The sequence below is a fragment of the Bradyrhizobium sp. AZCC 2230 genome, from assembly GCF_036924495.1.
Classification (GTDB): Bacteria; Pseudomonadota; Alphaproteobacteria; order Rhizobiales; family Xanthobacteraceae; genus Bradyrhizobium; species Bradyrhizobium rifense.
This window is the reverse complement of record NZ_JAZHRS010000001.1, coordinates 359,217-383,756: the sequence shown is the minus strand read 5'-3', so window position 1 is coordinate 383,756 and position 24,540 is coordinate 359,217. Positions and strand designations below refer to the sequence as shown.

At 64.4% G+C, this 24,540-nt stretch carries 23 protein-coding genes; 4 read left to right on the top strand and 19 right to left on the bottom strand.

Going from position 1 to position 24,540, the window contains the following annotated elements; genetic code table 11:
* Window positions 1-119: 119 nt before the first annotated feature.
* Complete coding sequence (locus V1280_RS01825; protein ID WP_334518429.1) at window positions 120-614, bottom strand: hypothetical protein; 495 nt, start codon at window positions 612-614, stop codon at window positions 120-122.
* 200 nt (window positions 615-814) lie between these two features.
* On the opposite strand from V1280_RS01825, the gene V1280_RS01820 reads away from it, so the two are divergent.
* Window positions 815-2,290 carry an FAD-binding oxidoreductase gene (locus V1280_RS01820; protein WP_334518427.1) on the top strand — a complete coding sequence of 492 codons (1,476 nt, stop codon included), beginning with the start codon at window positions 815-817 and terminating at the stop codon, window positions 2,288-2,290.
* 26 nt (window positions 2,291-2,316) lie between these two features.
* Here V1280_RS01820 and V1280_RS01815 read toward each other — a convergent pair whose 3' ends face one another.
* From V1280_RS01815 to V1280_RS01805, 3 genes are all read right to left on the bottom strand, one after another.
* Window positions 2,317-2,670: a hypothetical protein gene (locus V1280_RS01815; RefSeq protein ID WP_334518425.1), complete on the bottom strand. Its 354-nt coding sequence runs from the start codon at window positions 2,668-2,670 to the stop codon at window positions 2,317-2,319.
* 457 nt (window positions 2,671-3,127) lie between these two features.
* Window positions 3,128-4,687, bottom strand: a complete 1,560-nt coding sequence (locus V1280_RS01810; protein ID WP_334518423.1) for an acyl-CoA carboxylase subunit beta — start codon at window positions 4,685-4,687, stop codon at window positions 3,128-3,130.
* A complete protein-coding gene (locus tag V1280_RS01805) occupies window positions 4,617-5,591 on the bottom strand; it encodes an IclR family transcriptional regulator (protein WP_334518421.1) in 975 nt (324 codons plus the stop codon). The genes V1280_RS01810 and V1280_RS01805 overlap by 71 nt, the downstream gene beginning before the upstream one ends.
* 94 nt (window positions 5,592-5,685) lie before the next feature.
* Here V1280_RS01805 and V1280_RS01800 point away from each other — a divergent pair, with 94 nt between their 5' ends.
* On the top strand, window positions 5,686-5,907 hold the full coding sequence (locus tag V1280_RS01800; RefSeq protein WP_334518419.1) for an acetyl-CoA carboxylase biotin carboxyl carrier protein subunit: 222 nt from the start codon (window positions 5,686-5,688) through the stop codon (window positions 5,905-5,907).
* 140 nt (window positions 5,908-6,047) lie between these two features.
* Window positions 6,048-7,895, top strand: a complete 1,848-nt coding sequence (gene glsA / locus V1280_RS01795) for a glutaminase A (RefSeq protein WP_334518417.1) — start codon at window positions 6,048-6,050, stop codon at window positions 7,893-7,895.
* 7 nt (window positions 7,896-7,902) lie between these two features.
* Here the strand turns inward: glsA and V1280_RS01790 are convergent, their stop codons facing one another.
* From V1280_RS01790 to V1280_RS01770, 5 genes are all read right to left on the bottom strand, one after another.
* Complete coding sequence (locus tag V1280_RS01790) at window positions 7,903-8,205, bottom strand: nucleoside triphosphate pyrophosphohydrolase family protein (protein ID WP_148771482.1); 303 nt, start codon at window positions 8,203-8,205, stop codon at window positions 7,903-7,905.
* Between the two features lie 26 nt (window positions 8,206-8,231).
* Window positions 8,232-8,759 carry a carboxymuconolactone decarboxylase family protein gene (locus tag V1280_RS01785; protein ID WP_334518414.1) on the bottom strand — a complete coding sequence of 176 codons (528 nt, stop codon included), beginning with the start codon at window positions 8,757-8,759 and terminating at the stop codon, window positions 8,232-8,234.
* A gap of 78 nt (window positions 8,760-8,837) precedes the next feature.
* Window positions 8,838-11,066 carry a N,N-dimethylformamidase beta subunit family domain-containing protein gene (locus V1280_RS01780; protein WP_334518412.1) on the bottom strand — a complete coding sequence of 743 codons (2,229 nt, stop codon included), beginning with the start codon at window positions 11,064-11,066 and terminating at the stop codon, window positions 8,838-8,840.
* 12 nt (window positions 11,067-11,078) lie between these two features.
* Window positions 11,079-12,683: an ABC transporter substrate-binding protein gene (locus tag V1280_RS01775; protein WP_334518410.1), complete on the bottom strand. Its 1,605-nt coding sequence runs from the start codon at window positions 12,681-12,683 to the stop codon at window positions 11,079-11,081.
* Between the two features lie 20 nt (window positions 12,684-12,703).
* Window positions 12,704-14,095 carry an aspartate aminotransferase family protein gene (locus V1280_RS01770; protein ID WP_334518408.1) on the bottom strand — a complete coding sequence of 464 codons (1,392 nt, stop codon included), beginning with the start codon at window positions 14,093-14,095 and terminating at the stop codon, window positions 12,704-12,706.
* Window positions 14,096-14,221: 126 nt separating this feature from the next.
* Between V1280_RS01770 and V1280_RS01765 the strand changes: the two genes are divergently transcribed.
* Window positions 14,222-14,980 carry a FadR/GntR family transcriptional regulator gene (locus V1280_RS01765; protein ID WP_334518406.1) on the top strand — a complete coding sequence of 253 codons (759 nt, stop codon included), beginning with the start codon at window positions 14,222-14,224 and terminating at the stop codon, window positions 14,978-14,980.
* Window positions 14,981-15,436: 456 nt separating this feature from the next.
* Here V1280_RS01765 and V1280_RS01760 read toward each other — a convergent pair whose 3' ends face one another.
* The 10 genes from V1280_RS01760 to V1280_RS01715 all read right to left on the bottom strand — a co-directional run bounded on the left by V1280_RS01760 (window position 15,437) and on the right by V1280_RS01715 (window position 24,539).
* Window positions 15,437-15,796: a Zn-ribbon domain-containing OB-fold protein gene (locus V1280_RS01760; protein WP_334518404.1), complete on the bottom strand. Its 360-nt coding sequence runs from the start codon at window positions 15,794-15,796 to the stop codon at window positions 15,437-15,439.
* Window positions 15,793-16,929, bottom strand: a complete 1,137-nt coding sequence (locus tag V1280_RS01755) for a thiolase family protein (protein ID WP_334518402.1) — start codon at window positions 16,927-16,929, stop codon at window positions 15,793-15,795. The genes V1280_RS01760 and V1280_RS01755 overlap by 4 nt, the downstream gene beginning before the upstream one ends.
* 155 nt (window positions 16,930-17,084) lie before the next feature.
* Window positions 17,085-18,284, bottom strand: a complete 1,200-nt coding sequence (locus V1280_RS01750) for a CaiB/BaiF CoA transferase family protein (protein WP_334518400.1) — start codon at window positions 18,282-18,284, stop codon at window positions 17,085-17,087.
* Between the two features lie 121 nt (window positions 18,285-18,405).
* Complete coding sequence (locus V1280_RS01745; protein WP_334518398.1) at window positions 18,406-18,612, bottom strand: hypothetical protein; 207 nt, start codon at window positions 18,610-18,612, stop codon at window positions 18,406-18,408.
* 121 nt (window positions 18,613-18,733) lie between these two features.
* Window positions 18,734-19,903, bottom strand: a complete 1,170-nt coding sequence (locus V1280_RS01740) for an acetyl-CoA acetyltransferase (RefSeq protein ID WP_334518396.1) — start codon at window positions 19,901-19,903, stop codon at window positions 18,734-18,736.
* A gap of 60 nt (window positions 19,904-19,963) precedes the next feature.
* On the bottom strand, window positions 19,964-20,614 hold the full coding sequence (gene eda, locus V1280_RS01735) for a bifunctional 4-hydroxy-2-oxoglutarate aldolase/2-dehydro-3-deoxy-phosphogluconate aldolase (protein WP_334518394.1): 651 nt from the start codon (window positions 20,612-20,614) through the stop codon (window positions 19,964-19,966).
* Between the two features lie 28 nt (window positions 20,615-20,642).
* Window positions 20,643-21,623, bottom strand: a complete 981-nt coding sequence (locus V1280_RS01730) for a sugar kinase (protein WP_334518392.1) — start codon at window positions 21,621-21,623, stop codon at window positions 20,643-20,645.
* A gap of 30 nt (window positions 21,624-21,653) precedes the next feature.
* Complete coding sequence (gene denD, locus V1280_RS01725; RefSeq protein WP_334518390.1) at window positions 21,654-22,640, bottom strand: D-erythronate dehydrogenase; 987 nt, start codon at window positions 22,638-22,640, stop codon at window positions 21,654-21,656.
* 73 nt (window positions 22,641-22,713) lie between these two features.
* Entirely contained in the window at window positions 22,714-23,589 is an 876-nt protein-coding gene (locus V1280_RS01720; protein ID WP_148771469.1) for a carbohydrate ABC transporter permease, read from the bottom strand.
* A gap of 2 nt (window positions 23,590-23,591) precedes the next feature.
* Window positions 23,592-24,539: a carbohydrate ABC transporter permease gene (locus V1280_RS01715; RefSeq protein WP_334518387.1), complete on the bottom strand. Its 948-nt coding sequence runs from the start codon at window positions 24,537-24,539 to the stop codon at window positions 23,592-23,594.
* Window position 24,540 lies beyond the last annotated feature (1 nt).

Sequence of the window (24,540 nt, the reverse complement as noted above, 5' to 3'; positions counted from 1 at the left end):
AGGATCTGCGCGGGGCGGCGTGCCGCCTCCCGGTGGCATTTGCGCGCGAGGCTGCGAGATGCAAACGAGAGAGAGGACGGCGGCGAGCAAGCACCCGACGGCTCGTGACGCGCGCACCGTCACTTCGCCTCCTTGTTCAATTCGATCGCGACCTCCGACATCCAGGAGCCCGGCGCCTCCATCAGGAACGACTGATGATTGGCCTTGGTCTGGATCGTCACCAGCGCAGCCACGGTGTTTCCTTCGATGCGCGCCTCGATCAAGCCGTCCTTGTTGGTGCCGACGACCTTGCCGCCCTGCCGGTACTCGTGCTCGAACCAGTTGCCCGAAAGCTCGGTCCCGTTCTGATCGATGTTCGCCGACAGGACCATCTTGTACGCATCGCTGGCGCAGCGCAGGTCGAGGCTCACGGAACGCCCGGGCTTGGTGATGTTGTACGCCACCTTGCAGCGGACCTTCTCACGCGGACCGTCCGACGGCTTCATCGTCCCGATGCCCGACCATGTGCCGCCCAGACTGTCGAACACCGGCTCCGCGCGCACCGGGCCGATGCCGCCAAGCACGAGACAGGCCGCACCGATGCCTATGTGCGCCGCCAGAGAATTCAATCGCATTCTGCCTGTCCTGATCGATGAAGCCCCGTCACCTCCTAGGCAGGAACAGCCGCAAGATGTTGGCGAACATGTTTGGCGATGTTGCTGAGTTTGTCCCGATGTGACCGATATTGCCGTTAGACTTCACGGCCCAAACGTGGACAATACCCCCAAGCGCTTCGCGCGCGCAGTGCACACCAAGATGCGCCAGGGGAAACAAAATGCCGACTGCCTTCCCGTCGCCCGTACCAGCCATTCCGACCGCGCCTCTGACCGCAGAGCTACGCGACGCCTTGCGCGCGATCGTGGGCGACAAAGGTTTCATCGAAGACGAGCACGGCAAGCAGCCGTTCGTCACGGACTGGCGGGGGCTGCTGGTTGGCGGCGCCGGGGCTGTCATACGTCCCGGCAGCACCGAGGAAGTCTCGAAAGTGGTCCGGCTTTGCCATGACCACGGCGTCGCGATCGTGCCGCAGGGTGGCAACACCGGGCTGATGGGCGCCGCCACGCCCTGGCCTGCGCACACCGGCATCGTGCTGTCGCTCGGCCGCATGAACCGCGTGCTGGACGTCGATCCCGTCGGCTATGCGATGACGGTCGAGGCCGGCTGCGTCTTGCAGACGCTGCAGGAGACCGCGGCTGCACACGACAGGTTCCTGCCGTTGAGCCTTGGCGCCGAGGGCTCCTGCATGATCGGCGGAAACCTCTCGACCAACGCCGGCGGCGTGCAGGTGCTGCGCTATGGCAACGCGCGCAACCTCGTGTTCGGGCTCGAGGTCGTCCTGCCGAACGGCGACGTCTGGAACGGATTGCGAGCGCTCAAGAAGGACAACACCGGCTACGACCTCAAGCATCTCTTCATGGGCGCCGAGGGGACGCTCGGCATCATCACCAAGGCCGTTCTCAAGCTGTGGCCGGCGCCGAAGGACGTCGCCACGGCGTGGCTGGCTGTCCGCGATCCGCGCGCGGCGCTGGAGATCCTTTCTGAGGCGCATGCGGCATCCGAGGACAATGTCGGGTCCTGCGAGCTGCTGAGCCGCGCGGCCGTCGATCTCGTGATGCGCCATATTCCCGGCGTCCAGGATCCGCTGAGGGCGGATACACCGTGGTACCTGCTGCTTGAATGGTCGTCCTCGCGCCCACGGCAGGACGGGGCCGATGGCATGTCGGAGAAGCTGGAGCAGTTTCTCGCCGACCAGCTCGAGGCCGGCCGTGTGGTCGACGCGGTGATCGCGCAGACCGTCAGTCAGTCGCGCAACATGTGGCGCATCCGGGAAGCCATGGCCGAGGCCTCCCGCGCCGAGGGTCCGGGGATCAGCTACGACATGTCGGTGGCGATCTCCAAAATTCCGGAGTTCATCGACAAGGGGCTCAAGGCCGTGCTCGATATTCTCCCGAGCATTCGCCCCTATCCGCTGGGCCACATCGGTGACGGCAATCTGCATTTCTCGTTCATGGGGCCGAAGGGCATGGATCAGCAGACGCTGAACCAATACACGGCCGCGATCACGCGGGCGGTGAACGATCTCATCACCTCGATGGGCGGCTCGATTTCGGCCGAGCATGGCATCGGCATCGAAAAGCTCGACGAGCTCAGCCATTACCGCTCCAAGACCGAGCTCGACATCATGCGCACCATCAAGCGCGCGCTCGACCCGCAGAACATCATGAATCCGGGGAAGGTGCTGCGGGTGTGATGAGTCCGAGCACCCTCCCCGTCGTCTCAGCCGCGCGGGTTGACGACGGTGTAGCCTCGCAGCGAACGCGCGTGCATGCGGGTGGCGTGACCGCCCGAATTGGCGTCATAGGCCATCCACATGTCGCCGCCGAGGGGCTGCTCCAGAACGAAGACATGCCCGCGGCGCGCCGCCACCATTCCCGGCGCCGGCGACGTCCGCGGGAAACGCAGCCAGTTGGCCGCGAGGTTCAATTCCGGCACGTGGTGGCCGAACACGCGTAGCGCCGCGCCACAGCCGCAGAAGGACGACGGACAACCGGCCGGACGGCCGCCGATGACGCGCTCGCCACCGGACACGCTGATTGTCGTGGCGGTGTTGCCTGCGTCGGTCACCGTCATTTGCGTTGCGCGATAGGCTTGCAATGCCTGGCGGGGAGCCCGCTCGCGTCGCGGCTGCGCATACGAGAAGTCGCAGGGCATGGTGACGTTGCATCCGGGCGCTTGCAGAGTGCGCGAGGGCCGCGCTTCCGAGGCAACTGAACTAACGGCAATGAAGAAACACGCAGAAATTACTCTCTTGGTCATTGCAGGACTCCGTCTGGAGGGGCCTGCCCCGGCTATGAGCTACCAATATCGGTTTGACCGAAATGGGCCTGAAGCGCGGCGAAAAGTGGCTGGATTTGGGCAGCGCTAACCTGGATTAGCCTCCCGGCGAATGGAATCCGGGCGCCCATCAACCGTCATTGCGAGCGAAGCGACTTGTCCGCCGAAGCCTCGGCGAAGGCGGAAGCAATCCAGAATCTTTCCGCGGAGGGACTCTGGATTGCTTCGCTTCGCTCGCAATGACGAGGAGAGTTCACGGCCTGATCGAAAAATTCTCCGGCGGACCTGCTTTTCGCAGCGGCTCGGCGAGACGCGCGAACTCGCACAGCAGCGAGCGCGTCTTGCGCGGGTCGATGATCTCCTCGACCCAGAATTTTTCGGCCGAGCGGAACGGCGAGCGCAGCTTGTTGAGCCGCTCCTGGATCTCGTTGAGCTTGGCGGCCTTGTCCTCGGCCGCATCAATGTCGGCGCGGTAGGCGGCTTCGATGCCGCCTTCGAGCGGCAGCGAGCCCCAATAGGCGGACGGCCAGGCGTAGCGGATCGAGAAGCGGTCGGCCGGCTGATGCACCACGCCGGCGACGCCGAAGGCGTTGCGCAGGATCACGGTGCACCAGGGCACGGTGGTCTGGTTGACCGCGGCCATGGCGCGCACGCCATGGCGGATGGTCGCTGCCTTCTCGGCGTCGAGGCCGATCATGAAGCCGGGGCAATCCATGAGATAAACGATCGGCAGATGGAAGGTCTCGGCGAAGTCGACCCAGCGCACCACCTTCTGGCAGGCATCCGCCGTCCAGGAGCCGCCATAGTGAAAGCTGTCGCTGGCGAGCAGCATCACCGCCCGGCCCTCGAGCCGCGCCAGACCCACGATGATCGGCTTGCCGAAATTGCTGGCGACCTCGAAGAACGAGCCCTTGTCGACGACCTGCTCGATGATCGGCCGCATCTTGTAGACCTGCTTGCGGTTGCGCGGCACCGCATTCATCAGCGCCTCTTCGCTGCGCTCCGGATTGTCGATGCAGGGCAAGGTCGGCGGCAGCTCGTGGACCGATGACGGCAAATACGAGAGGAAGCGCCGTGCGCAGGCAAAAGCCTCTTCCTCGGTGTCGACGGCATGATCGACCGCGCCGGCCTTGGTCTGAATGTCGGCGCCGCCGAGTTCTTCCTTCGAGAGGTTTTGGCCGAGCGCCTTCACCACCGGCGGGCCTGCGACGAACATCGCGGACTTGCGGGTCATGATGGAATAATGGCTGGCGGCCAGACGCGCCGCGCCCAGGCCTGCGACCGAGCCGAGGCCGAGTGCGACCACCGGCACGCGCGACAGATTCTCCGTCGTGAAGCGATACCAACGGGTGCCGCCGATGCCGCCGGGCAAATTCGCCGCGCCCTTGGTCTCGATGGTCTTGACCGAGCCGCCGCCGCCGGAGCCTTCGATGATGCGGACGATGGGCAGACGGAAGTCGTGCGCCATCTCCTCCGCCATCAGCGGTTTTGCGGAGATCGACGCATCGGCAGAACCACCGCGGACGGTGAAATCATCACCGACCACGACGACCGTGCGGCCATCGACGCGAGCGCGGCCGAACACGCAGTTCGCCGGCGTCACGGTCTTCAGCTCGCCGCTGGAATCATACTCGCCGATGCCGGAGACGGCACCGATCTCGTGGAAGCTACCCTTGTCGATCAGTTTGTCGATGCGTTCCCGAACAGTCAGCCGGCCCTGGTCATGCTGTCGCTTGACCTTGTCAACGCCGCCCATCTCCCGCGCGAAGGCTTCGCGCCGGGCGAGCTCGTCGAGTTCCGGCTTCCAGTTCATCCACTCCCTCCGAATTGATCGGCTTGTTATTGTTATGCACGGCCATTGCGACCGGTTTGCGCGAGATGCGGTTGTTGAAGGCGTCGCCTTCCGCGCCCTCCATCAGGCTGCCGAGCGAACGGCCGAGCGCGACCATCACCGGCGCGACTTCGGCATGCAGACGCTGCTCGTCATACATCGCGGACAGAAGGCCGATCGTGACGACCACGAAGGTCTGATATTGCGGCGACCAGATCGGCACCGCCAGGCCATTGATGTGCGGGCTCCACAGGCCGCAGGCCGTGACGTAGCCGCGCTCCTGCAGCGACTGCCGGTTGGCCTCGATGCGGGGCCGCAGGATTTTTGCAGCCTCGGGCGCTTCGCGCTCCATTTCCGCGATGTAGGCATCGCCGACTTCCGGCGACAAGGCCGCGGTGTAGGCCGCGCCCGCAGCAGTCGAGGCCATCGAGATGCGGCTGCCGGTGCCCTCGTGCAGACCGAGCGCAGAGGCCGAGCGCGCGAACTGGAGATAGACGAGATGGAAGCGATCGGGCACGACGAAGCCGACGGTGCCCGGCAATTGCTCCGCGACTTCCTGCAGCCGCTGGCGGATCATGCTGCGCAGCTGCGCGCCCTTCATCATCGAGGCGCTCATCGCCACCGCGCTCGGACCGATGCGATATTTCTGGTCACGCGGCAGATAGACCAACTGCCCCATGCGCGTCAGCGTGTGCGTGAGCCGCGATACCGTCGAGCGCGGCAAGCCGCAGCGATTTGAAATCTCGAGATTGCCGAGCCTGGCCTCGTGGCCCTCGAAGCATCGCAACACGTCGAACGCGCGCGACACCACCTGGATGACATCACCCTCACCGGCATCGCCAGCGAGTGCACCTTGCCTACTCAACCGCTCCGAACGTCGTCCCATGATCCCTACCGATTGTTCCGCTGTGCGGAATTAAATTCCGCTTGCAGACGACGCTACCTCAGGCATTTTGCCACCACAACAAAAAGGCGATGGCATGCCAGAAATTAAGATCGTGACGGAAGTCGCTGGTCGCATCTGCGCAACTCCCGTGCAAGTTGGAGGAACCGTCGCCGATGGCGATGAAATTGTGCTCGTCGAAGCCATGAAGATGGAGATACCGGTGGCCGCGCCTGCTGCAGGCACGCTCACGTCATTGCTCGTGAAGATCGATGACCTCGTCGCAGAAGGTCAGACGATCGCGATCGTCGCGAGCTGAGCACGGCGCCGCCAGCGGCTTCTCATCCGCGACAATCTGAAACAGATCATGATGCAATCGCGCGCGGCGTCTTGCGTTCGGGCGTTACAACAAGGCCGAACGGGTTGCGCATACCCGGATTGCAATGCACAAGGGAGGCGATGATAGCGCAACCGCCGCCCGCCTCTGCCTGGACCCGCTCGAAGCCGCCGCTGCTGCGGTTTCTCGACACGTGCCTGAATGAATTCTCCGTGGAAACCTCAGGCACGGTGGCCGACTACATCCCGGAGCTCGGCAAGGCCGATCCTGCCTATTTTGGCATCAGCCTCGCGACGCTTGACGGCCATGTCTATGAAGTGGGCGACAGCCGGGTGCCCTTCACCATCCAGTCGATGTCAAAGCCGTTCGTGTTCGCGCTGGCGCTGGATCTTCTGGGTGCAGGCAAGGTCGAGAGCGCGATCGGCGTCGAGCCGTCGGGCGATCCCTTCAACTCGATCCGACTCAATGCGGAGAATCATCCGTTCAACCCGATGGTCAATGCCGGCGCGATCGCCTGCACCGGGCTGATCTACGACAGCAAGGGCGCTGACGCGTTCGAGCACATCCGGCTCGCGCTCAGCCGCTTTGCCGGGCGCGACCTTGCCGTCGACGAGGCGGTCTATACGTCGGAAAGCCAGACCGGCGACCGCAACCGCGCCATCGGCTATCTCCTCAAGACCAATGCTGTGATCTCGGACAATGTCGCAGGCGTGCTCGACGTCTATTTCCGGCAATGCGCCGTGCTGGTCACCGCGCGCGACATCGCGGTGATGGCGGCGACGCTCGCCAATCGCGGCGTCAATCCGGTCACGGGCGAGCAGGTGCTGACGCCGTATGCGATCTCGCGCACGCTGTCGGTGATGACATCGTCGGGCATGTACGACTACGCCGGCGAGTGGATCTACCGGATCGGCATCCCCGCCAAGAGCGGCGTCGGCGGCGGCATTCTGGCGGCGCTCCCTGCTCGCCTCGGCCTCGGCAGCTATTCGCCAAAGCTCGACAAGCACGGCAACAGCGTGCGCGGCATCAAGGTCTGCGAAGCGCTGTCCTCGCATTACGATCTGCACATGCTCAACCGCAGCGACGATGCCCGCAACGCCGTGATTGCCGACTACGACATCGGCAAGAGCCCGTCACGCCGCGTTCGCCGCCAGCAGGAGCGCGACATCCTCGCCGCACACGAGCAGGAGGTACGGGTGATCGAGCTGGTCGGCACGCTGTCGCTGTCGGCGGTCGACTATGTCTCGCGCCGGCTGGCCGATCGACCGCGGCCACAATTCGTGATCTTCGATCTTCACCGTGTGACCTCCACCACGCGCGCCGGCGCGCGGCTGATCGCGGAGGCCTTCGAGGACCTCGCCGCGCTCAACGTCACGGTGGTGATCTCAGGCGTCAGGCGCGCGTCGAAGGAGTGGAATACGCTGCGGGAGTGGACTGCGGAGCTGAAGAACGTCCGCGACTTCTACCTGCTCGATACCGCGATCGAATGGGCCGAAGACCAGATCGTCTACCGCTATGGCGGCTCGATCGATTTTCACGAAACCACCGAGCTGTCCGAACAGCCGCTGCTCGACGGCCTCAGCGCCGAGGAGCTGACCGATCTCGCCTCGATCTGCACGATCAAAACCTATCAGTCCGGCGCAAAGATCCTCACGACGGGCGATCCTGCGGACGCCCTATTCTTCCTGCGCAGCGGCGCCGTGCATGTCACCCTGCCCGATGGCGTCCGGCTGGCGACGCTGACCGCCGGCATGGCCTTTGGCGAGATGGCGCTGATCGAGACCGCCCGCTCGGCCGACGTGTTCGCGGACATGGCGGCGACCGCCTTCGAAGTGCCGCTCAGGGATTTCGAACGTTTTCGCAGGCAGCACCCGCGCGCCTCCGAGCGCATCATGCGCAACCTCGCGCAGCTCCTGGCCGATCGCCTGATCGTGGCCAATACCAAGGTCGACCTCCTGACGTCGACGTGAGCGGCGGCTATCGGCTGGCCGCTTCGCTGATCCGCCGCTTGATCTTGGCGGCGCTGGCCGCGAGCAATTCGGATGGCTGCTGGCCAGTCGCGGCGCACAGGCAAGCCCAGTAATAAATGACATCGCCGAGCTCTTCGACGAGACCCGCCTTGTCGAGCCAGTCGTCCCGCAGCAGCTTCTTGATGTGCTCGGCGACCTCGCCGGATTCGCCGGCGAGGCCGAGCCCGAGATAGGACAGGCGCTCGTTCGAGGGATGCTCATCGACTTTCGCAATGGTCGCGGCCCAGGCCGCATATTCATCGATCGTCATGACCATCCCTCGCAACAAGCTTTCGATCAGCCCACCACTTCCGTGACGGGCTGCAGATCGATCTCGAACGTCTCCAGGAACTTTGACGTCATGATGTAGAAGCCGACCGAGAGCTGCAGCTCGACGAGTGCGGCCGGAGTCAGCTTTACGGCAATCGCCTTGAAGGTCGCATCCGTCGGCTTCTTCAGCTTCACGATCTCGTCGGTGAAGGCGAGTGCCGCGCGCTGGGTCTCGTCGAAGCAGGTCGCGGCCTGCCAGTTTTCCAGCGCCTCGTTCTGCGCGTCGGTGACGCCGACATTCTTGCCGATGCGCTTGTGCGCGACGATCTCGTACGGCGCCTCGCACAGAATGCCGGTGCGCGTGATCGCGAGCTCGCGCACGATCGGATCCAGTTCGCCCTTGTGGCGAATGGCGCCGCCGAGGCGGCAGTACTGCTCAAAGTAACTCGGCGAATGCGACATCATGCGGAAGATGTTGGCATTGCGGTTCTTGTCGAGAATTTCGCGGGTGCGGTCGGATGCCTTGGAGGGGTCGCTGTAGCCGATGCGGGCCATCAATCACCTTGGGTCTTGGTCTTGTTATGGTTTTCTAAGAACCTCCAAGATTAATCGGGGCTCGACCCAAGAGCAACATCATGGCGCCATTGTTGGCACCGGAAATGGCGTGGAATCGGCGAAGCGCCTGACAATGTTGGTGACCAGCAGGGCCGCCACGTTGGCGTAGCCGTCGACCGGCAGCGCGCCGATGAAATTCATCGAGCCGACGGAAAACACCGCGCCACCGCCTCCCGTCTCAAAGAAGGTGAGGTCGGAGCGGATGATCTCCTCACGCGTGGCCGGCCAGGTGTGGTCGTAACGCTCTTCGTTGACGGGCTGATAGGTCGGATCATCAAGCACAGCGCGGCCGATGATGATCGCATGATGCGGCGTGCCAAGGCGCGTGTCGGCGCGGTCGAGCTCATGACCGGCCGCGCCGCCGCCCATGAAGCCGCGCTCACCAAGCTTGTGACCAGGCCTCGCCAGATCCTCGATCCCCTCGCGCATGAATGCGACGCGCGGGTCGAGAATGCCGTCGAGGAAGGTGTAGGGAAACCCCTTGTACTCCCCTTGCGTGCTGAAGCCGACGCCGACCAGCGCCTGCGGCGGGCGGCCGAGCCGTCGCCACAGGCCGCCATAGGATCCGTCGAACGCGTGATAGCTTTCGCCGGGCAGCGTTTCCCAGAGGCGGATGCCGCCCTCGGCGCGTCGCAATTCGAAAGCCCAGGTGCCTGTCGCGTGCGGCACTACCTTCCAGTAGAAGCCGTTGCCGCCGAGATACATGAAGCGGCCGCCATTGCCGAGATAGGCACTGAGCGCATCGAGCGTCTCGTGCGTATGATACTCCGGATGCTGGCCGGTCAGGACGACCGAATATTTCGACAGCAGATCGACGCCTTCGGCGTGGACGTCGTGATCGGTGATGACCTCGAAGTCGATGCCCTTGCGGGTCAGGAGGTCGGTGATCGCACTGTCGGCTGAGATCCAGTACAGGCCGGACCCGTCGTCGCTGGGATCGACCAGATGGATCTGGTTGACGCGCTTGTCGATCAGCGGGCGACGCATGGTCGACATCACCACGCCGCTGCCGTCCGAATGGAAGTTGTAGGGCGAGACGCCGTATTCCGGATGACCATCCGGCGCCTGTGCCAGCGCCCCCCAGGCCAGCGACCGCTCCGTGATCAGGGCCTGCCGACCCTTCTTCTGATACTGGCTGTAGACCGTGTAGCTGAAGGTCGGTGCGAGGAAGGCCACCCTGGCCTGCGATCCCGGCACCCTGGCGCGGACATAGAAGACGATATTGTCGCGCGCGCCGTCCTTTTCGAGATGCAGCGCATAGACGCCGCTCTGCCAGTCCTTCGGCACCGTGAATGCCAGCGAGGGCTGCCAGCCGGAATCGCCGATGTCGTCGTCGTGGAAGTGGATCGCGCCCCAGAGTTTTGGCTCTTCCGCCCAGCGATGCGTCACGCCGCCGGTCCAGCGCGAGCCGGTCATCGCACGCGTCGGCAGATTGATGCAGATGCCGTGCGCCTTGGCAGGCCCGATATCGGTCACAATGTCGGTCGGGATACCGATGGAGAAATCCCATTCGGCGATCGAAGGCACTGCTGCGCCGGAACCTTGCGCGGCAAGGATGCCGGCGAGGCCGGCGCCGCCATCGGTGATGCGCGGTCGTTCGATCTTGCCGTTGAAATGGTGGACCACACGCTGGCCCTCGCGTTCCGCCGCAATCGCGGCCGCACCGGTGCCGGCCAACGCGGTGCGTGGCGCGCCCGACGATTTCGTCGCACGCTCGTCGTGGTCGAGCCTGATCTTGCGCGGCGCCTGCGCGATCGACAAAACCCCGGTCGCCGGGTCAAACAGGCAGGCGATATCGTGCCAGGCCCGCTCGGTGAGTGCGATGCCGGTTTCGACCTCGATCATTCCCGCGCTGGTCGCAAGGCGAGCGAAAGCGCCCCGCTCACCGATGCCAAGCGTGAGCGAGCCGCCGACGCCAGCCCAGTTCAGCACCGCCTGTTGGCCCGCGGCGAGCAAGGTCGGCCAGATCGTCGCGGCAAAGCCGACCGGGCCGCCCGGCAGCGCCAGCGCGGGAATGTCGACCCACGATCCCTTCGCGATGGTCTGCTCGATGCCGTCGTGCTGGCCCTCGAGATCCCATTTGACCGGAATCTCGCGATAGCCGGGTCCTTTCGGGTTCGGATCACCGCAGATCACGCGGGCGATCCGCGCCGAATAACGGCCGCCGCCTTTGACGGCGATCATGAACTTGATGTCGCCGCCCTGGCGCACGCTCCAGCGGTCCGCGTAGCCGGTGATCGCAAGCATCGAAAATCCCCTTCAGGCGCGGCGCACGTTCCAGAACAATGGCAGGCCCTTGAGCATGCCCGTCAGGTTCTTCCTGTAGGCCGTCGGCTGATAAAACACACCCAGCGGCACGTAGGGAACGTCGATGAAGCACTGCTTCTGCATCTCGACGCCAATGCTGGCCTGCGCCGCGGCATCGGGCGCGGCAAACCAGGCATCGCGCAACTGCTCCAGCCTCTCGCTCTTCGCCCAGCCGAAGGTCGCCTTGTCGCCGCTGCCACGAATGAAGTTGTGCGCGGATGGATTGAGTTGCGTCACGCCGGCGGAATAGGTGCAGAAGGCGCTGTAGCCGCCCTTGTCCGGCGTCTCGCGATTGGCCATCCGCCGCAGCATCGAGCCCCAATCCATGACGGCATAGTCGAGATTGAAGCCGAGCTTGCGGAACAGATCGGCGGTCACCTCGCTCATCTGGCCAATGACGGGGAAATCGCCCGGCGCGATCAGGACCACTTTCTCGCCCTTGTAGCCGGCATCCTTGATCGCCTTGGCCGCAGCCGTGATATCCCGCGGGCCGGTGAGCGCGTCCATGCCGGCATCGTTGGCCATGTTGCCGCCGGGTGCGAAGTAGCCGACCTTGTCGCGCCAGAGATTGGTGTCCTCGCCCGCGATCGCGGACATGAAGTCCTTCTGGTTGATGGCGGAGAGCACGGCCCGGCGGATCGCCGGATTGTCGAACGGCGGCTGGGTATGGTTGAAGCGCAGCACGCCGACATTGCCGATCGGGTCGAGCAGTTCGACATTGAGCATCTTGTTGGCCTTCAGCGTCGGCAGCAAATCGACGATGGGCTGATCCCACCAGTCGATCTCACCTTGCTGAAGCGCGGCCGCCGCGGTCGCCGGATCCGGGATGACCTGCCACTCCACCCTGTCGAAATTGGCGATCTTCGGACCGGCAAGCTGGCTCGGCGTTCCCTGTGGGCGCGGCACGTAACCATCGAAGCGCGTGTAGACCAGCCGTGCGCCGGGCACGTGCTGGTCAACCTGGAATTTGAACGGACCGGACCCGATCAATTCCTTGACCGGCGTGACGCTGTCCGTCTGAGCCAGACGTTCCGGCATGATGAAGGCGACGATGGCGCCGACCTTGCCGAGCGATTCAGGCAGCATCGGGAACGGCGATTTGAGACGCCAGCGCACGGTCTTGTCGTCCGGCGCCGAGAGTTCGTCCACCAGGGTGAAGAGTGAATTGCCGAAGGCATCGCGCGAGGCCCAGCGCTTCAGGCTTGCCACCACGTCACGTCCGCGCACGGGCTCGCCGTCGTGGAATTTCAGCCCGTCCCGCAAGGTCATCGTCCACAGCTTGCCGTCGTTCTCGACGGTATGGCCGGCGACCATCTGCGGCTGGACCTGGAATTTCTCGTCCACGCCGTAGAGCGTGTCCCAGATCAGAAAGCCGTGGTTCCGATTGACGAGGCCGGTGGTGATCATCGGATCGAGGATCGCCGCATCGGCCTGCGGCACGAAGCGCAGCACGCGCGCGCCCTGTGCGCGGGCCAGCCGCGGCATCGGAAAAGTCGATCCCAAGGCGGCGCCGAGACCGGCGCCCAGTGTGGAACGAAGCAGGTCTCGACGGCGCATGTTATGGTCTCCTCAAGGAGTTACGCGGATGGACGGTTCCCGGCGAGCCGGGCTTCGACGCCGGACAAGGTTCGCGCGAAGAGATCGAGGGCCTCGTCGACCCCGGCTTCGTCGATGATCAGCGGTGGACAGAACCCGATCGTGTCGCCCATGGCGCGGATGATCAGGCCGTTGTCGATCGCGCATGCGTCGAACATTGCGCCGACCTTCAGCGCCGGATCGAAGGCCTGTCGCGTCGCGGGATCGGCGACCAGTTCGACGCCGATCATCAGCCCCTCGCCCCGCACCTGGCCCACGATGCGCGAGTCCCGCGCAATCTGGTCCAGTCCGGCGCGGAGCCTGCCGCCCATGCGGCGGACATGGGGCACCACATCCATCTCGTGATAGATCTTCAGCGTTTCGAGCGCGATGGCCGCGCCGACCGGGTGGCCGGAATTGGTGAAGCCATGGCCGAACAACTCACCGCCCTTGTTCATCTCGGCGAGCGCGTCCTGAATCGGACGTCCCAGCAATACGGCCGACATCGGGAAATAGGACGAGGTGATGCCCTTGGCGAGCGCCACCATGTCCGGCTTCATGCCGACCGTCTGGCAGCCGAACCAATTGCCGGTGCGGCCGAATCCGCACACGACCTCGTCGCCGAGCACCAGGATGTCGTGACGGCGCAGCACCGCTTCAACCTTGGCAAAATAACCGTTCGGCGGCACGACGATGCCGCCGCCGGCGTTGATCGGCTCGGCGATGAAGCCGGCGATCGTGTCCGGCCCCTCGGCCATGATCAGCGCTTCGAGATCGGCTGCAAGCCGGTCGACGAAGGCCGCTTCGTTCTCGCCCGGCCTGGTGCCGCGATAGGCATCCGGGCAATGCGTGTGCAGGAAACCGTCGAGCGGAAGGCCGAATTCACGGTGCATGCGCGGCAAGCCGCACATCGACGCAGCGACGATGGTCGAGCCGTGGAAACCGCGGTCGCGGGCGATGATCTTGCGCTTGCCAGGCTTGCCGCGGACTGCGTGATAGACCCAGGCGAGCTTCACCATGGTCTCTGTGGCTTCCGAACCCGACGTGGCGAAATAGGCCTGCGCATCCGGGATCGGCGAGATTTCGACCAGCTTCTCGGCAAGGTCGATCGTGTTGTCCGGCGTCTTGTGATTGAAGCTGTGATAGAAGCCGAACTTGTCGTAGGCCGCCGCCGCTGCCGCCTTGAGCCGCGTCTCGGAAAAGCCGAGCGAGGTGCACCACAGGCCGGCCATCGCTTCCAGATAACGCTTGCCGTTTGCGTCATAGACATGGACGCCCTCGCCGCGCGCCATGATCAACGGTCCGATTTCTGCATGGCGCTGCGGGTTGGTCTGCGAGTGCAGATGGAACGCGATATCGCGCGCCTCGGCTGAATTCAGTCTTCTGTCGGACACGCGCAGACGCTCCGTCTTCCCGCCCAAGACACCTATCCGGTCCCGGTCGACCAAATTGGTCAGTCCAAATTGGTCAGACCACCTTGGCTTTGGCGCGTCGGCTTGTCAAACTCAAAAAAACAGCTGATGAGCATCGTGATGTTACCAGATCCTCCCTCCAGGCCGGAACGCAGCTTCGAGATCGTCGCCCGGCGCATCACTGCGATGGTCCAGGCAAGCTACCGGATCGGCCAGCGCCTGCCAGCTGAACGCGACCTCGCGAAAACCTTCGGCGTGTCGCGGCCGACCGTGCGCGAGGCCATCCTGTCGCTGGCGATGGCCGGGATGCTCAAGGTCCGCAGCAACAGCGGCGTTTACGTGATCAGCCGGCAGGAAACGCCGGATGTGCATGCGCTCGAAGGCTTCGGGCCGTTCGAGAATCTGGAGGCGCGCCAGCTGATCGAGCCGCAGATTGCGGCGATCGCCGCTCAGCGCGCGTCGGAGACGAGCTTCGCGCAGCTTGCCGAAGCGCTTGCCATGATGCGCTGGGAACACGCGCAGGGCCGTGAGGCCGACACGTCGGACCACCGTTTCCACGTGGTGCTGGCCGAAGCGACGGGAAACGGCACGCTGGTGTCGATTTGCGACTCGCTGTGGCGCGCGCAGACCGAGTCCGGCATCTGGCAGGAGATTCACAACCACATGCAGATGGAGGACTATCGTCCCATGTGGGTCAGGGATCACGAAGCCATATTCGAAGCCGTTCAGGCGAGGAACCCACGCAAGGCGAGCCACGCGATGACGCGTCACCTCAACAATATCAGGGATGCGCTGATGGTGGCTTCAAATGCCAAATCAATGGCCGCACCCAAATCGTCCACGAGTTCCGCCAAGAAGACTCGATGAAACTTGTCGCGGTCAAATAAGGTTTCCGCAAACTCTGCGCTGTGCGACCGCAGGAGCAACAACATCGAGTCAAAATGCCGCCGCATTGCTGATCGACCTTGGTACAGTCGATATTCGCTGCGTGGGGACTCAATCGCGGTGAATATTCGAAGTGGGGTGTTCCGAGTAAAATAATTGGCCGTCTTGCGCTCACCGCGCAACGATGAGTCACGCCCAAGTCTAGGGAGAAAACGGCATGAAGGAAGCCACCAAGGGGGCGGCCTCGGAAGCGCTCGCGCACATGCTGGCGGTGATGGCGATGCTCGTCATCGCCAGCATCTTGTTCTACGGGCGTTGAGTTAGAGTTTCAGAGTTTTCAGAGTTTTCGTCATTCCGGGGTGGCTCTCGCACAGGCCAGGCCCAGAATACCCGTTCCAGGCTCGGTCCCTTGGACCGCCCCCGAATGACGGAATCCCACTACGTCTTCTTCGCAAAAAATGGGACCAGCTTACCGGCAAACGGCTTGAAGCCCGCGGTCACCTCGTCGCCAATGGCAAGATCATTCTCGCCATGGGCCATCATGCGAAATCCCTCGGCGCAATCGACCAGCAGGATGTTGTAGGGCACGTGGGCGCGCGTCTCGGGCGTCGCGGCGCGGCAAACCAGCGAGGTCGCATAGACCCTGCCCTTGCCGCTGGCGCGCGCCTCGCGCGGATCGGCGGTTCCGCACGCGGCGCAGAAGGCGCGATGAAAATACTGCACATGGCCGCATGAGGCGCAGGTCTGGTACGTGATCGCCTCTTCGCCCTTGGTCCAGTCCGCTAGACGCTCGCTCATCGCACCTGCTCCAGAAACATGCTGACATGGGACGACAGCACGCCGCCGTCGCCGTGCAGCAGCGCAATCGAGGCGTCGCGCACCTGGCGGTGAGCCGCGCGCCCCGTCATCTGCATATGCGCCTCGACCAGATGCGCCATGGCGCCGCCAACGCCGCAATGGCCGTAACTCAGGAGGCCGCCATGAGTGTTGAGCGGCATCGCGCCGTCACGGCTGAAATAGCCGGAGCGCGCGCGCGCAGCCGCCTCGCCGCGACCGGCAAGGCCAAGGTCTTCCAGCAGCATCGCGAGCGTGATGGTGAAGCTGTCGTAGATCGCGGCGTAGCGCACATCGGAGATCGCAAGGCCGGTGGCCTCCTTGGCGCACGCAATCGAGATCTCGGCGCCGAGTTCACTCAAGCCGGGCGCAGCTGTGACGTGTTGATGGGTATGCGCCTGGGCACAGCCGCGGATGCGCACGCCCGCCTCTCCGGTCCGCTCGCGGCTGATGACGAAGGCCGCACCGCCGTCAGACACCGGGCAGCAGTCCAGCAGTTTCAACGGCATCGCGACCGGCTTCGAGGCGATGACGTCGGCGACCGTGATGGGATCGTGGAATTGCGCGCCGGGGTGCGTGCAGGCGTGGGCGCGCATCAGCACGGCGAATTCGGCGAGATCCTCTTCGGTCACACCGTATTCGTGCATGTAGCGGCTGGCGACGAGACCGTAATAGGCGGGAATGGTCGGGCCGAGCGGCACCTCGTAGTCGGGATGGCCGACCTGCGCCAGCGCCTGGATCGAGGCATCGCGGCTCTGCCCGGTCAGGCGGTTCTCGCCGGCGACGACAAGCACGTTGCGCGCAACGCCGGCTTCCACGATGTGATGCGCGAGCATGGTCATCGCGAGGCCCGTGGCGCCTCCGACCTGAACGGCGTGGGCGTAGCTCGGGCGGATGCCAAAATGCTCGGCGAACACGGTCGCCAGCATGATGTGCGGCGAGATGGTGGAATAGCCGCAGAGGATGCCGTCGATGTCGGCGCGCTTGAGCCCGGCATCGTCGAGCGCGGCTTGCGCCGCCTTGCTCATCAGGTCGAGCGAGGACGAGCCTTCGTGCTTGCCGTAAGGCGTGAGGCCGACGCCGGTGATGAAGCTCATGATGCAATCTCTCCGCTGTCATTCCGGGGCGGCCCGAAGGGCCGAGCCCGGAATCCATCGTGCGGCACGTGCGGAGGATGAATGGATTCCGGGCTCGCGACTTCGTCGCGCCCCGGAATGACGGATGAGAGAGCTGTGCGCATCATCGTTCCTCCCTACTCCGGCGCTGAGCGCGTGATGCCATCGCGGACCATGGCGGCGATCTCATCAGTGGAGTAGCCGATCTCGCGCAAGATCTCCGCGCCGTGCTCGTTCAGGCGTGGCGCCAGTCGCACCGGCTCGGCCTCGGTCTCCGACCAGGTCGCCGTCACCTTCATGCTGCGGATCGGGCCTTCGGTCGGATGGTTCACAACCGGGAAGAAGCCAGTCGCCTCCAGATGCTCGTCATGCAGGATCGATGCGAGGTCATGCATCGGCATCACGGGCACGTCGGCCTTGGTCAGCAGCTCGATCCACGCGGCCGTGGTGCGCGTCTCGAAGATGCGGGCGAGCTCGGCGTAGACGACGTCGATATTGGCGGCGCGGCCGGCGAAGGTCGCGAACTTCGGATCGGCGCGCAGGTCGTCGCGTCCCGTCGCCTTGAAGAAATTCTCCCACTGCTTGTCGTTGTAGACGATGACGCTGAGATAGCCGTCGGAAGTCTTGTAAGGCCTGCGGTCGCGCGAGAGGTGGCGGGCATAGCCGCCCTTGTCGAGCGGCGGCTCGTAGGTGAGCCCGCCCATATGATCGCCCATGACGAAGCCGGCCATGGTCTCGAACATCGGGATGTCGACGCGCTGGCCGCGGCCGGTGCGGTCGCGGTGCACGAGGCTGGCGCAGATCGCGCCGACGGCGGTGAGGCCGACGATGCGGTCGACCAGCGCGTTCGGCACATAGCGCGGCACGCCGTCGCCGGTCTGCGCCATCAGCGCCGGCAGCGCGGTGGCGCCCTGGATCAGATCGTCATAGGCGGGTTTTGCGGCATAGGGCCCATCCTGACCAAAGCCGAACACGCCGGCATAGACCAGACGCGGATTGATTGCGGAGACGACGTCATAACCAAGCTGAAGCCGCGCCATCGCCTGCGGGCGGACGTTGTAGACGAGAACGTCGGCATCCCTGAGCAGCCGCAGCACGGCCTCGCGTCCCTTAGGCTTCTTCAGGTCGAGACAGATCGAGCGCTTGCTGCGGTTGGTGTTGAGGAACACCGGGCCCATGCCGGTGTGCCGCATCGGGCCGATCAGGCGGGTGACGTCACCGTCGAGCGATTCCACCTTGATCACGTCGGCACCGTAATCGCCGAGCATCTGGGTCGCATAAGGACCCATCAGCACGGTGGTCATGTCGACGACCTTGATGCCCTTCAGCGGCCCCATTCGTTCGCTCCCGATTGCGCGGGCGCTCGAAGCGGCCCCGCGAATTCGGTCCAGCTAAGGGCAGTGGCACCGCGCGCGCAAGGGCGGTCGGGGTATGGCCGCATGCGCGATGCGGCGCCGGCTATTTCTTCTGGCGGGATTCGCGGATCTTGATGAGACGGTCGAGCTCGTCGTTTTGCTGGTTGATGCGGTCGGCGATGCGCGACTCGTTCTGCTCGCCCGAGGCGGCCGCGGCCTGCTCGATCAGCTGGCGAATATTGTCCTCGAGGATCGCGATGCGATCGTTGAGGGCGTCGATAGAAAGTGAATCTTCGTAGCTATTGCTCATGATGCAATCCCTGCAAATCAATCAGGAGCGGTAGGGTGGGCAAAGCGAAGCGTGCCCACCATGATCTAGCGCAAGAAAAAGGTGGGCACGGCGCATGGCGCCTTTGCCCACCCTACGAGACCTACTTCAACGGCTCTAGCACGGAAACGTAGTTGGCCACCGCGGCGCCGCCCATGTTGAAGATGCCGCCGAGCTTTGCGTTCTTGAGCTGCATGCCCTCGGGCGCCTGGCCTGCGAGCTGCATCGCGGTCATCACGTGCATGGAGACGCCGGTGGCGCCGATCGGATGGCCCTTGGACTTCAACCCGCCGGACGGATTGACCGGCAGCTTGCCGTCCTTGAGCGTCCAGCCCTCCTTGATGGCGCGGGCGCCCTGCCCCCTCGGCGTCAGGCCCATCGCTTCGTACTCGATCAGCTCGGCGACGGTGAAGCAGTCATGGGTCTCGACGAAGGAGAGATCGGACAGCGTCACGCCGGCCTGCTCCAGCGCGCGCTGCCAGGCGATGGTGCAGCCCTCGAACTGAAGGATGTCGCGCTTGGACATCGGCAGAAAATCCTGCGCATGCGCGGTGGCGCGGAAGCCGATCGACTTGCCCATGCCCTTGGCGGTCTCGGCATCGGCCAGCACCAGCGCAGCCGCGCCGTCGGAGACCAGCGAGCAGTCGGTGCGCTTCAGGGGACCCGCCACATACGGGTTCTTCTCACTCTCGGCGCGGCAGAAGTCGAAGCCAAAATCCTTGCGCATCTGGGCGAAGGGATTGGCGACGCCGTTCTTGTGGTTCTTGGCCGCGATCAGCGCCAGCGCATCGGACTGGTCGCCGTACTTCTGGAAATAGGAGCTGGCGATCTTGCCGAATACGCCGGCGAAGCCACCGACGGTGTCGCCGTCCTCAGGCAGATAGGACGCCTTGAGCAGGTTCTTGCCGATCTCCGGACCCGGCGTGCGCGTCATCTGCTCGACGCCGACGACGAGCACGATTCTAGCCGCCCCTGCGGCGATCGCGCGCAGGCCTTGGTGCACCGCGGCAGAGCCCGTGGCGCAGGCGTTCTCGACGCGGGTCGCCGGCTTGAAGCGCAGTTTTGGATCGGCCTGGAGCACCAGCGAGGCGGTAAAATCCTGCGCCGAGAAGCCGGCGTTGAAATGGCCGAGCACGATTTCGTCGACGTCGGAGGCCGAGATGCCGGCATCGGCCATCGCCTCATTGGCGACGCGGGTGACGAGGCTCTCGACGGTTTCGGTGTCGAACTTGCCGAACGGCGTATGCGCCCATCCGACGATGCTGGCGGTCATGGTCTTTTCTCCCTGGCGGTCTCTTGCTGACCTAAGTCTTAGCCCAGGGATGGCAAGACTTCACGCGGGTTTAAGGGCCTGGAGGGTGCGCTGGCAGATGGCAGTTATGCCGGCCCAGTTCCCGGCCCTGATCTCCGCCATCGGGCACAGCCAGGAACCGCCGACCGCGACCACATTGGGCTCGGCGAGCCAGGTCGCCGCATTGGCCTCGCCCACCCCGCCGGTCGGGCAGAACCGCACGTTCGGGAACGGCCCGCCCAGCGCGCGCAGCCCCTTGATGCCGCCGGCCTGCTCGGCCGGGAAGAATTTTGCGACGTCGAAGCCGTAGGACAGCGCCATCATCAGTTCGGACGCCGTGGCAATGCCCGGCGCAAAGGGCAATGAGCTGTGCGCGGCTGCCTTGAGGAGATCCGGAGTCAGGCCCGGGCTGATGCCGAACGCGACGCCGAGCTTCTCGACACGGGTGAAGTCGGCCGGATTGAGAATCGTGCCGATGCCGACGACCGCCTCGGGGACCTCGGCCATCATCGCCCTCGCCGCCTCGATCGCAACGGGGGTGCGCATGGTCACCTCCAGCGTGCGGACGCCGCCGGCAACCAGCGCTTTCGCCAGTGGCACGGCATCCTGGATACGCTCGATGGTGAGGACGGGAATGACGGTCGCGGCCTTGAACAGCGCGACGAGGTGGTTCTGTTGGGCAGTCGTGGTCATCTTGGCTTTCGTTTCACTTGGTCGCTTTTCACTTGGTCGCTTGACGCGTGGTCGCCGGCCGGTGCCGTTTCTTCGGCGGCATGGCATAGCCCGGAATGATGGCACCGGGATAGCAGATCACGAGGCTGGCGAGGCGATGCCCGGCATGGGCAGCCTCAACGGAATCGGAACCGCCGAGCCGGGCCGCGATATAGGCCGCGGCAAAGCTGTCGCCGGCCGCCGTGGTGTCAACGACCGGCTTGGTCATTGGTTCGGCGCGGACTTCACTCGTGCCGCCAGGGAAGCGCAAGAGGCTGACGGGCTCGGCGAGGCGGAACACCAACTCGGGCGTGGGGATGCGCGCCATCAGCTGCTCGGAGCTCTCGCCGGGATAGAGCGCGAGCAGATCCTCGGTCGAGGTCAGCACGATGTCGGCGACTGCAAAGGCTGCGGCAAAGACCTCGCGCGCGACGTCGCGATCCGGCCAGCCGCGTGCGCGAAAGTTGGTGTCGAACACGAAGCGGGTGCCGAGCAGCCGGGCGCGCTTGATCGCCGCGAACAGGCGATCACGACCGGCCGCGTCGTAGATCGAGAGCGTGATCGCGGAGAGATAGATGATGTCGTAGCTCATCAGCGAGTTGAGCAGCTCGTCGGTCTCCGGCAGGCTCATCAGCTGGCGCGCGGCCGCACTGTCGCGCCAGTGGAAGAACTGGCGCTCGCCGTTGGCATCGAGCTGGATCATGTAGAGGCCGGGGAGCTTGCCCGGCAGCCGCACCACGCGCCGCGTGCCGACGCCCTCGGCATTCCAGGCCGCGACCATCTCCTCGCTCATGCCGTCGTCGCCGAGCGCTGTGAGATAGTCGACCTTGACCTCGAGCCGCGCCAGATACACCGCCGTGTTGAGGGTGTCGCCACCGAAGCCGCGCGAGAACAGGCCACCGCCCTGCCCGGCAGACTGGCCGGTGGATTGTCCACCCTGGGCCTGCCGGAGCTCGACCATGCATTCACCGATGCAAGCAACGCTCGCCATCGTCATATCCACGCTGTTCATCTCTAACGATCAGGCGACGAAATTGCCGCCGAGCTCGTCTTCGATGTGAATGCGGATGATATCGTCAAACGTCTTCTCGGCGGTCGTGAAGCCGAGCTCGAGCGACCGCTTCGCATTGAAATTGCGAGGCCAGCCGCCGACGATGCCGATGATGAAGGGATCCGGCTCCCGCTTGATGCGGGCCGCGACCTTGTCGCCGGCGACCCGCTTCAGCGCCGCGATCTGCTCTCCGACCGTGGCCGACAGGCCCGGCATGGTCAGGTTGCGGCGCGGGCCGACGGTTGCGAGGTCCATGGTGCCGGCATGGAGCAGGAAGCCGACCGCGGAGCGCGGCGTGGCGTGCCAGTGGCGAACCTCCTCGGACACCGGCAGGACCACGTCCTTGCCGGCCAGCGGCTCGCGCAGGATGTTGGAGAAGAAGCCCGATGCCGCTTTGTTGGGCAGGCCGGGACGGATGCAGATGGTCGGCAGGCGGATGCCGATGCCGTCGAGGAAGCCGCGGCGCGAATAATCCGCCAGCAGCAGCTCGCCGATCGCCTTCTGGGTGCCGTAGCTGAGCAGCGGCGTGTGGAAGAACTCGTCACCGATCGCATCCGGGAACGGCGCGCCGAACACCGCAATCGATGATGTGAACACCACGCGCGGCTTGTAGCCGCCGCCGACGAGCCTGACGGCGTCAAGCAGCATCCGCGTGCCGTCGAGATTGATGCGGTAGCCCTTGTCGAAATCGAGCTCGGCCTCGCCCGAGACGATCGCAGCAAGATGGAAGATCACGTCGGGGCGGCCGGCGATCAGCTTTTCGGCAGCCCCCGGAACGGCGAAATCGCCCGAGACGGTCTCGACGGGGAAACCGGCCTTCTCCGGCTTCCTGGGCTCGACCACGTCATGCATGGTCAGCTTGGTGATGTCGCTCTTGCCGAGCCGGCCGTCGCGCAAGAGACGTTCACACAATTTGCGGCCGACCATGCCGGCAGCGCCCAGAACCAGAATGTGCAAGAGCCTACTCCTTCTTATTGGCCGGAACGCGCCGCTCTTGAAAGGTCTGGCGCGTTCTCAGGCAGGCCCGCGATCATTCCTTCACGGCGCCGGTCATCGCCGACACATAGTACTCTACGAAGAAGGAATAAAGGATAACTACGGGGACCGAGCCGGTCAGGGCCGCCGCCATCAGGGCGCCCCAATGGTAGACGTCGCCATTGACGAGCTCGGTGATGGCGCCGACCGGAATCGTCTTGTTTTCCGACGAGGAGATGAAGGTCAGCGCGTAGATGAACTCGTTCCAGGACAACGTGAAGGCGAAGATGCCCGCCGAGATCACCCCCGGCAGCGACAGCGGCAGCGTGATCTTGGTCAGGATCTGGAGTCGCGTCGCCCCGTCGATCAGCGCGCATTCCTCAAGCTCGTAAGGAATCGTGCGGAAATAGCCCATCAGGAGCCAGGTGCAGAACGGGATCAGGAAGGTCGGATAGGTCAGGATCAGCGCCAGATTGCCGTCGAACAGGCCGAGCTGGAACACGATCGCCGCCAGCGGAATGAACAGGATCGAGGGCGGGACGAGATAACCGAGGAAGATCGCAAGGCCGACATAGCGCGAGCCCTTGTAGCGCAGACGTTCGATCGCATAGGCCGCGCAGACGCTGGCGAACAGCGAAATGAAGGTCGAGGACACCGAGACGATGACGGTGTTCCACATCCACAGCGGATAATCGGTCTCGAAGAACAGTTTTGTGATGTGCTCGAACGTCGGATGCACGATCCAGAACGGATTGTACTTCTCGTAGTCGTACATTTCCGCGTCCGGCTTGAAGGTCGCGACCGTCATCCAATAGAACGGGAACAACAGGAAGACCATGATCAGGCCGAGCGGAAGGTAGACGCGGAGAAACTTCCGCGGAAAACTTTCCAGGTAGTCCATTCCGACGGTTTGGTCGTCCGCGGTGCTCATGATCAGTCCCTTCCGCCCTGCTGCCAGCGGGAGCGCTGAAGCCCAAAGAAGCTCAACAGGATCGCCGCGACCAGGAACGGGATCATCGCGTTCGAGATCGCCGCGCCCTCGCCGAGATTGCCGCCGGTGATCGCGCGCTGGAACGACAGTGTCGCCATCAGATGCGTCGCGTTGATCGGGCCGCCGCGCGTGATCGTGTAGATCAGCTGGAAGTCGGTGAAGGTCATCAGCACCGAGAACGTCATCACGACAGCGATGATCGGCGACAGCATCGGCAGCGTGATGTGGCGGAAGCGCTGCAGATTGGTGGCGCCGTCGAGATTGGCGGCCTCGTAGAGCGAGGGCGAGATGGTCTGCAATCCCGCGAGCAGCGTGATCGCGACGAAGGGCACGCCGCGCCAGATGTTGGCGACGACCACCGACCAGCGCGCGTTCCAGGGATCGCCGAGGAAGTCGATGTAGCGCGTGATCAGGCCGGCCTTGATCAGCACCCACGAGATGATCGAGAACTGGCTGTCATAGATCCACCAGAATGCGATCGCCGACAGCACGGTCGGCACCACGAAGGGCAACAGCACGATCGCCCGGATCATCGACTTGAACGGCAGCCGCTCATTGAGCAGCAGCGCCAGGTAAAGACCGATCGCAAATTTCACGACGCTGGCGGCCACCGTGTAGAAAATGGTGTTGAACACCGACAGCCAGAACACGGAGTCCTTCGCCAGCGAGACGAAGTTTGCGAAGCCGATGTAACGGCCGACGCCCCCGATCTTGGTATCGGTCATGCCGAGCCACAAGCCCAGCAACAGTGGATAAGCCAGAAACAGGATCAGGATGGCGATCGCCGGCACCATGAACATGGCGCCGAGAAAATTTCGGCTTTCGAACGCCCTGCTCCACAAGCTGCTGCGCTTGACCTCCGCAGCGACGGGCTCGGCGATAACGGCCATG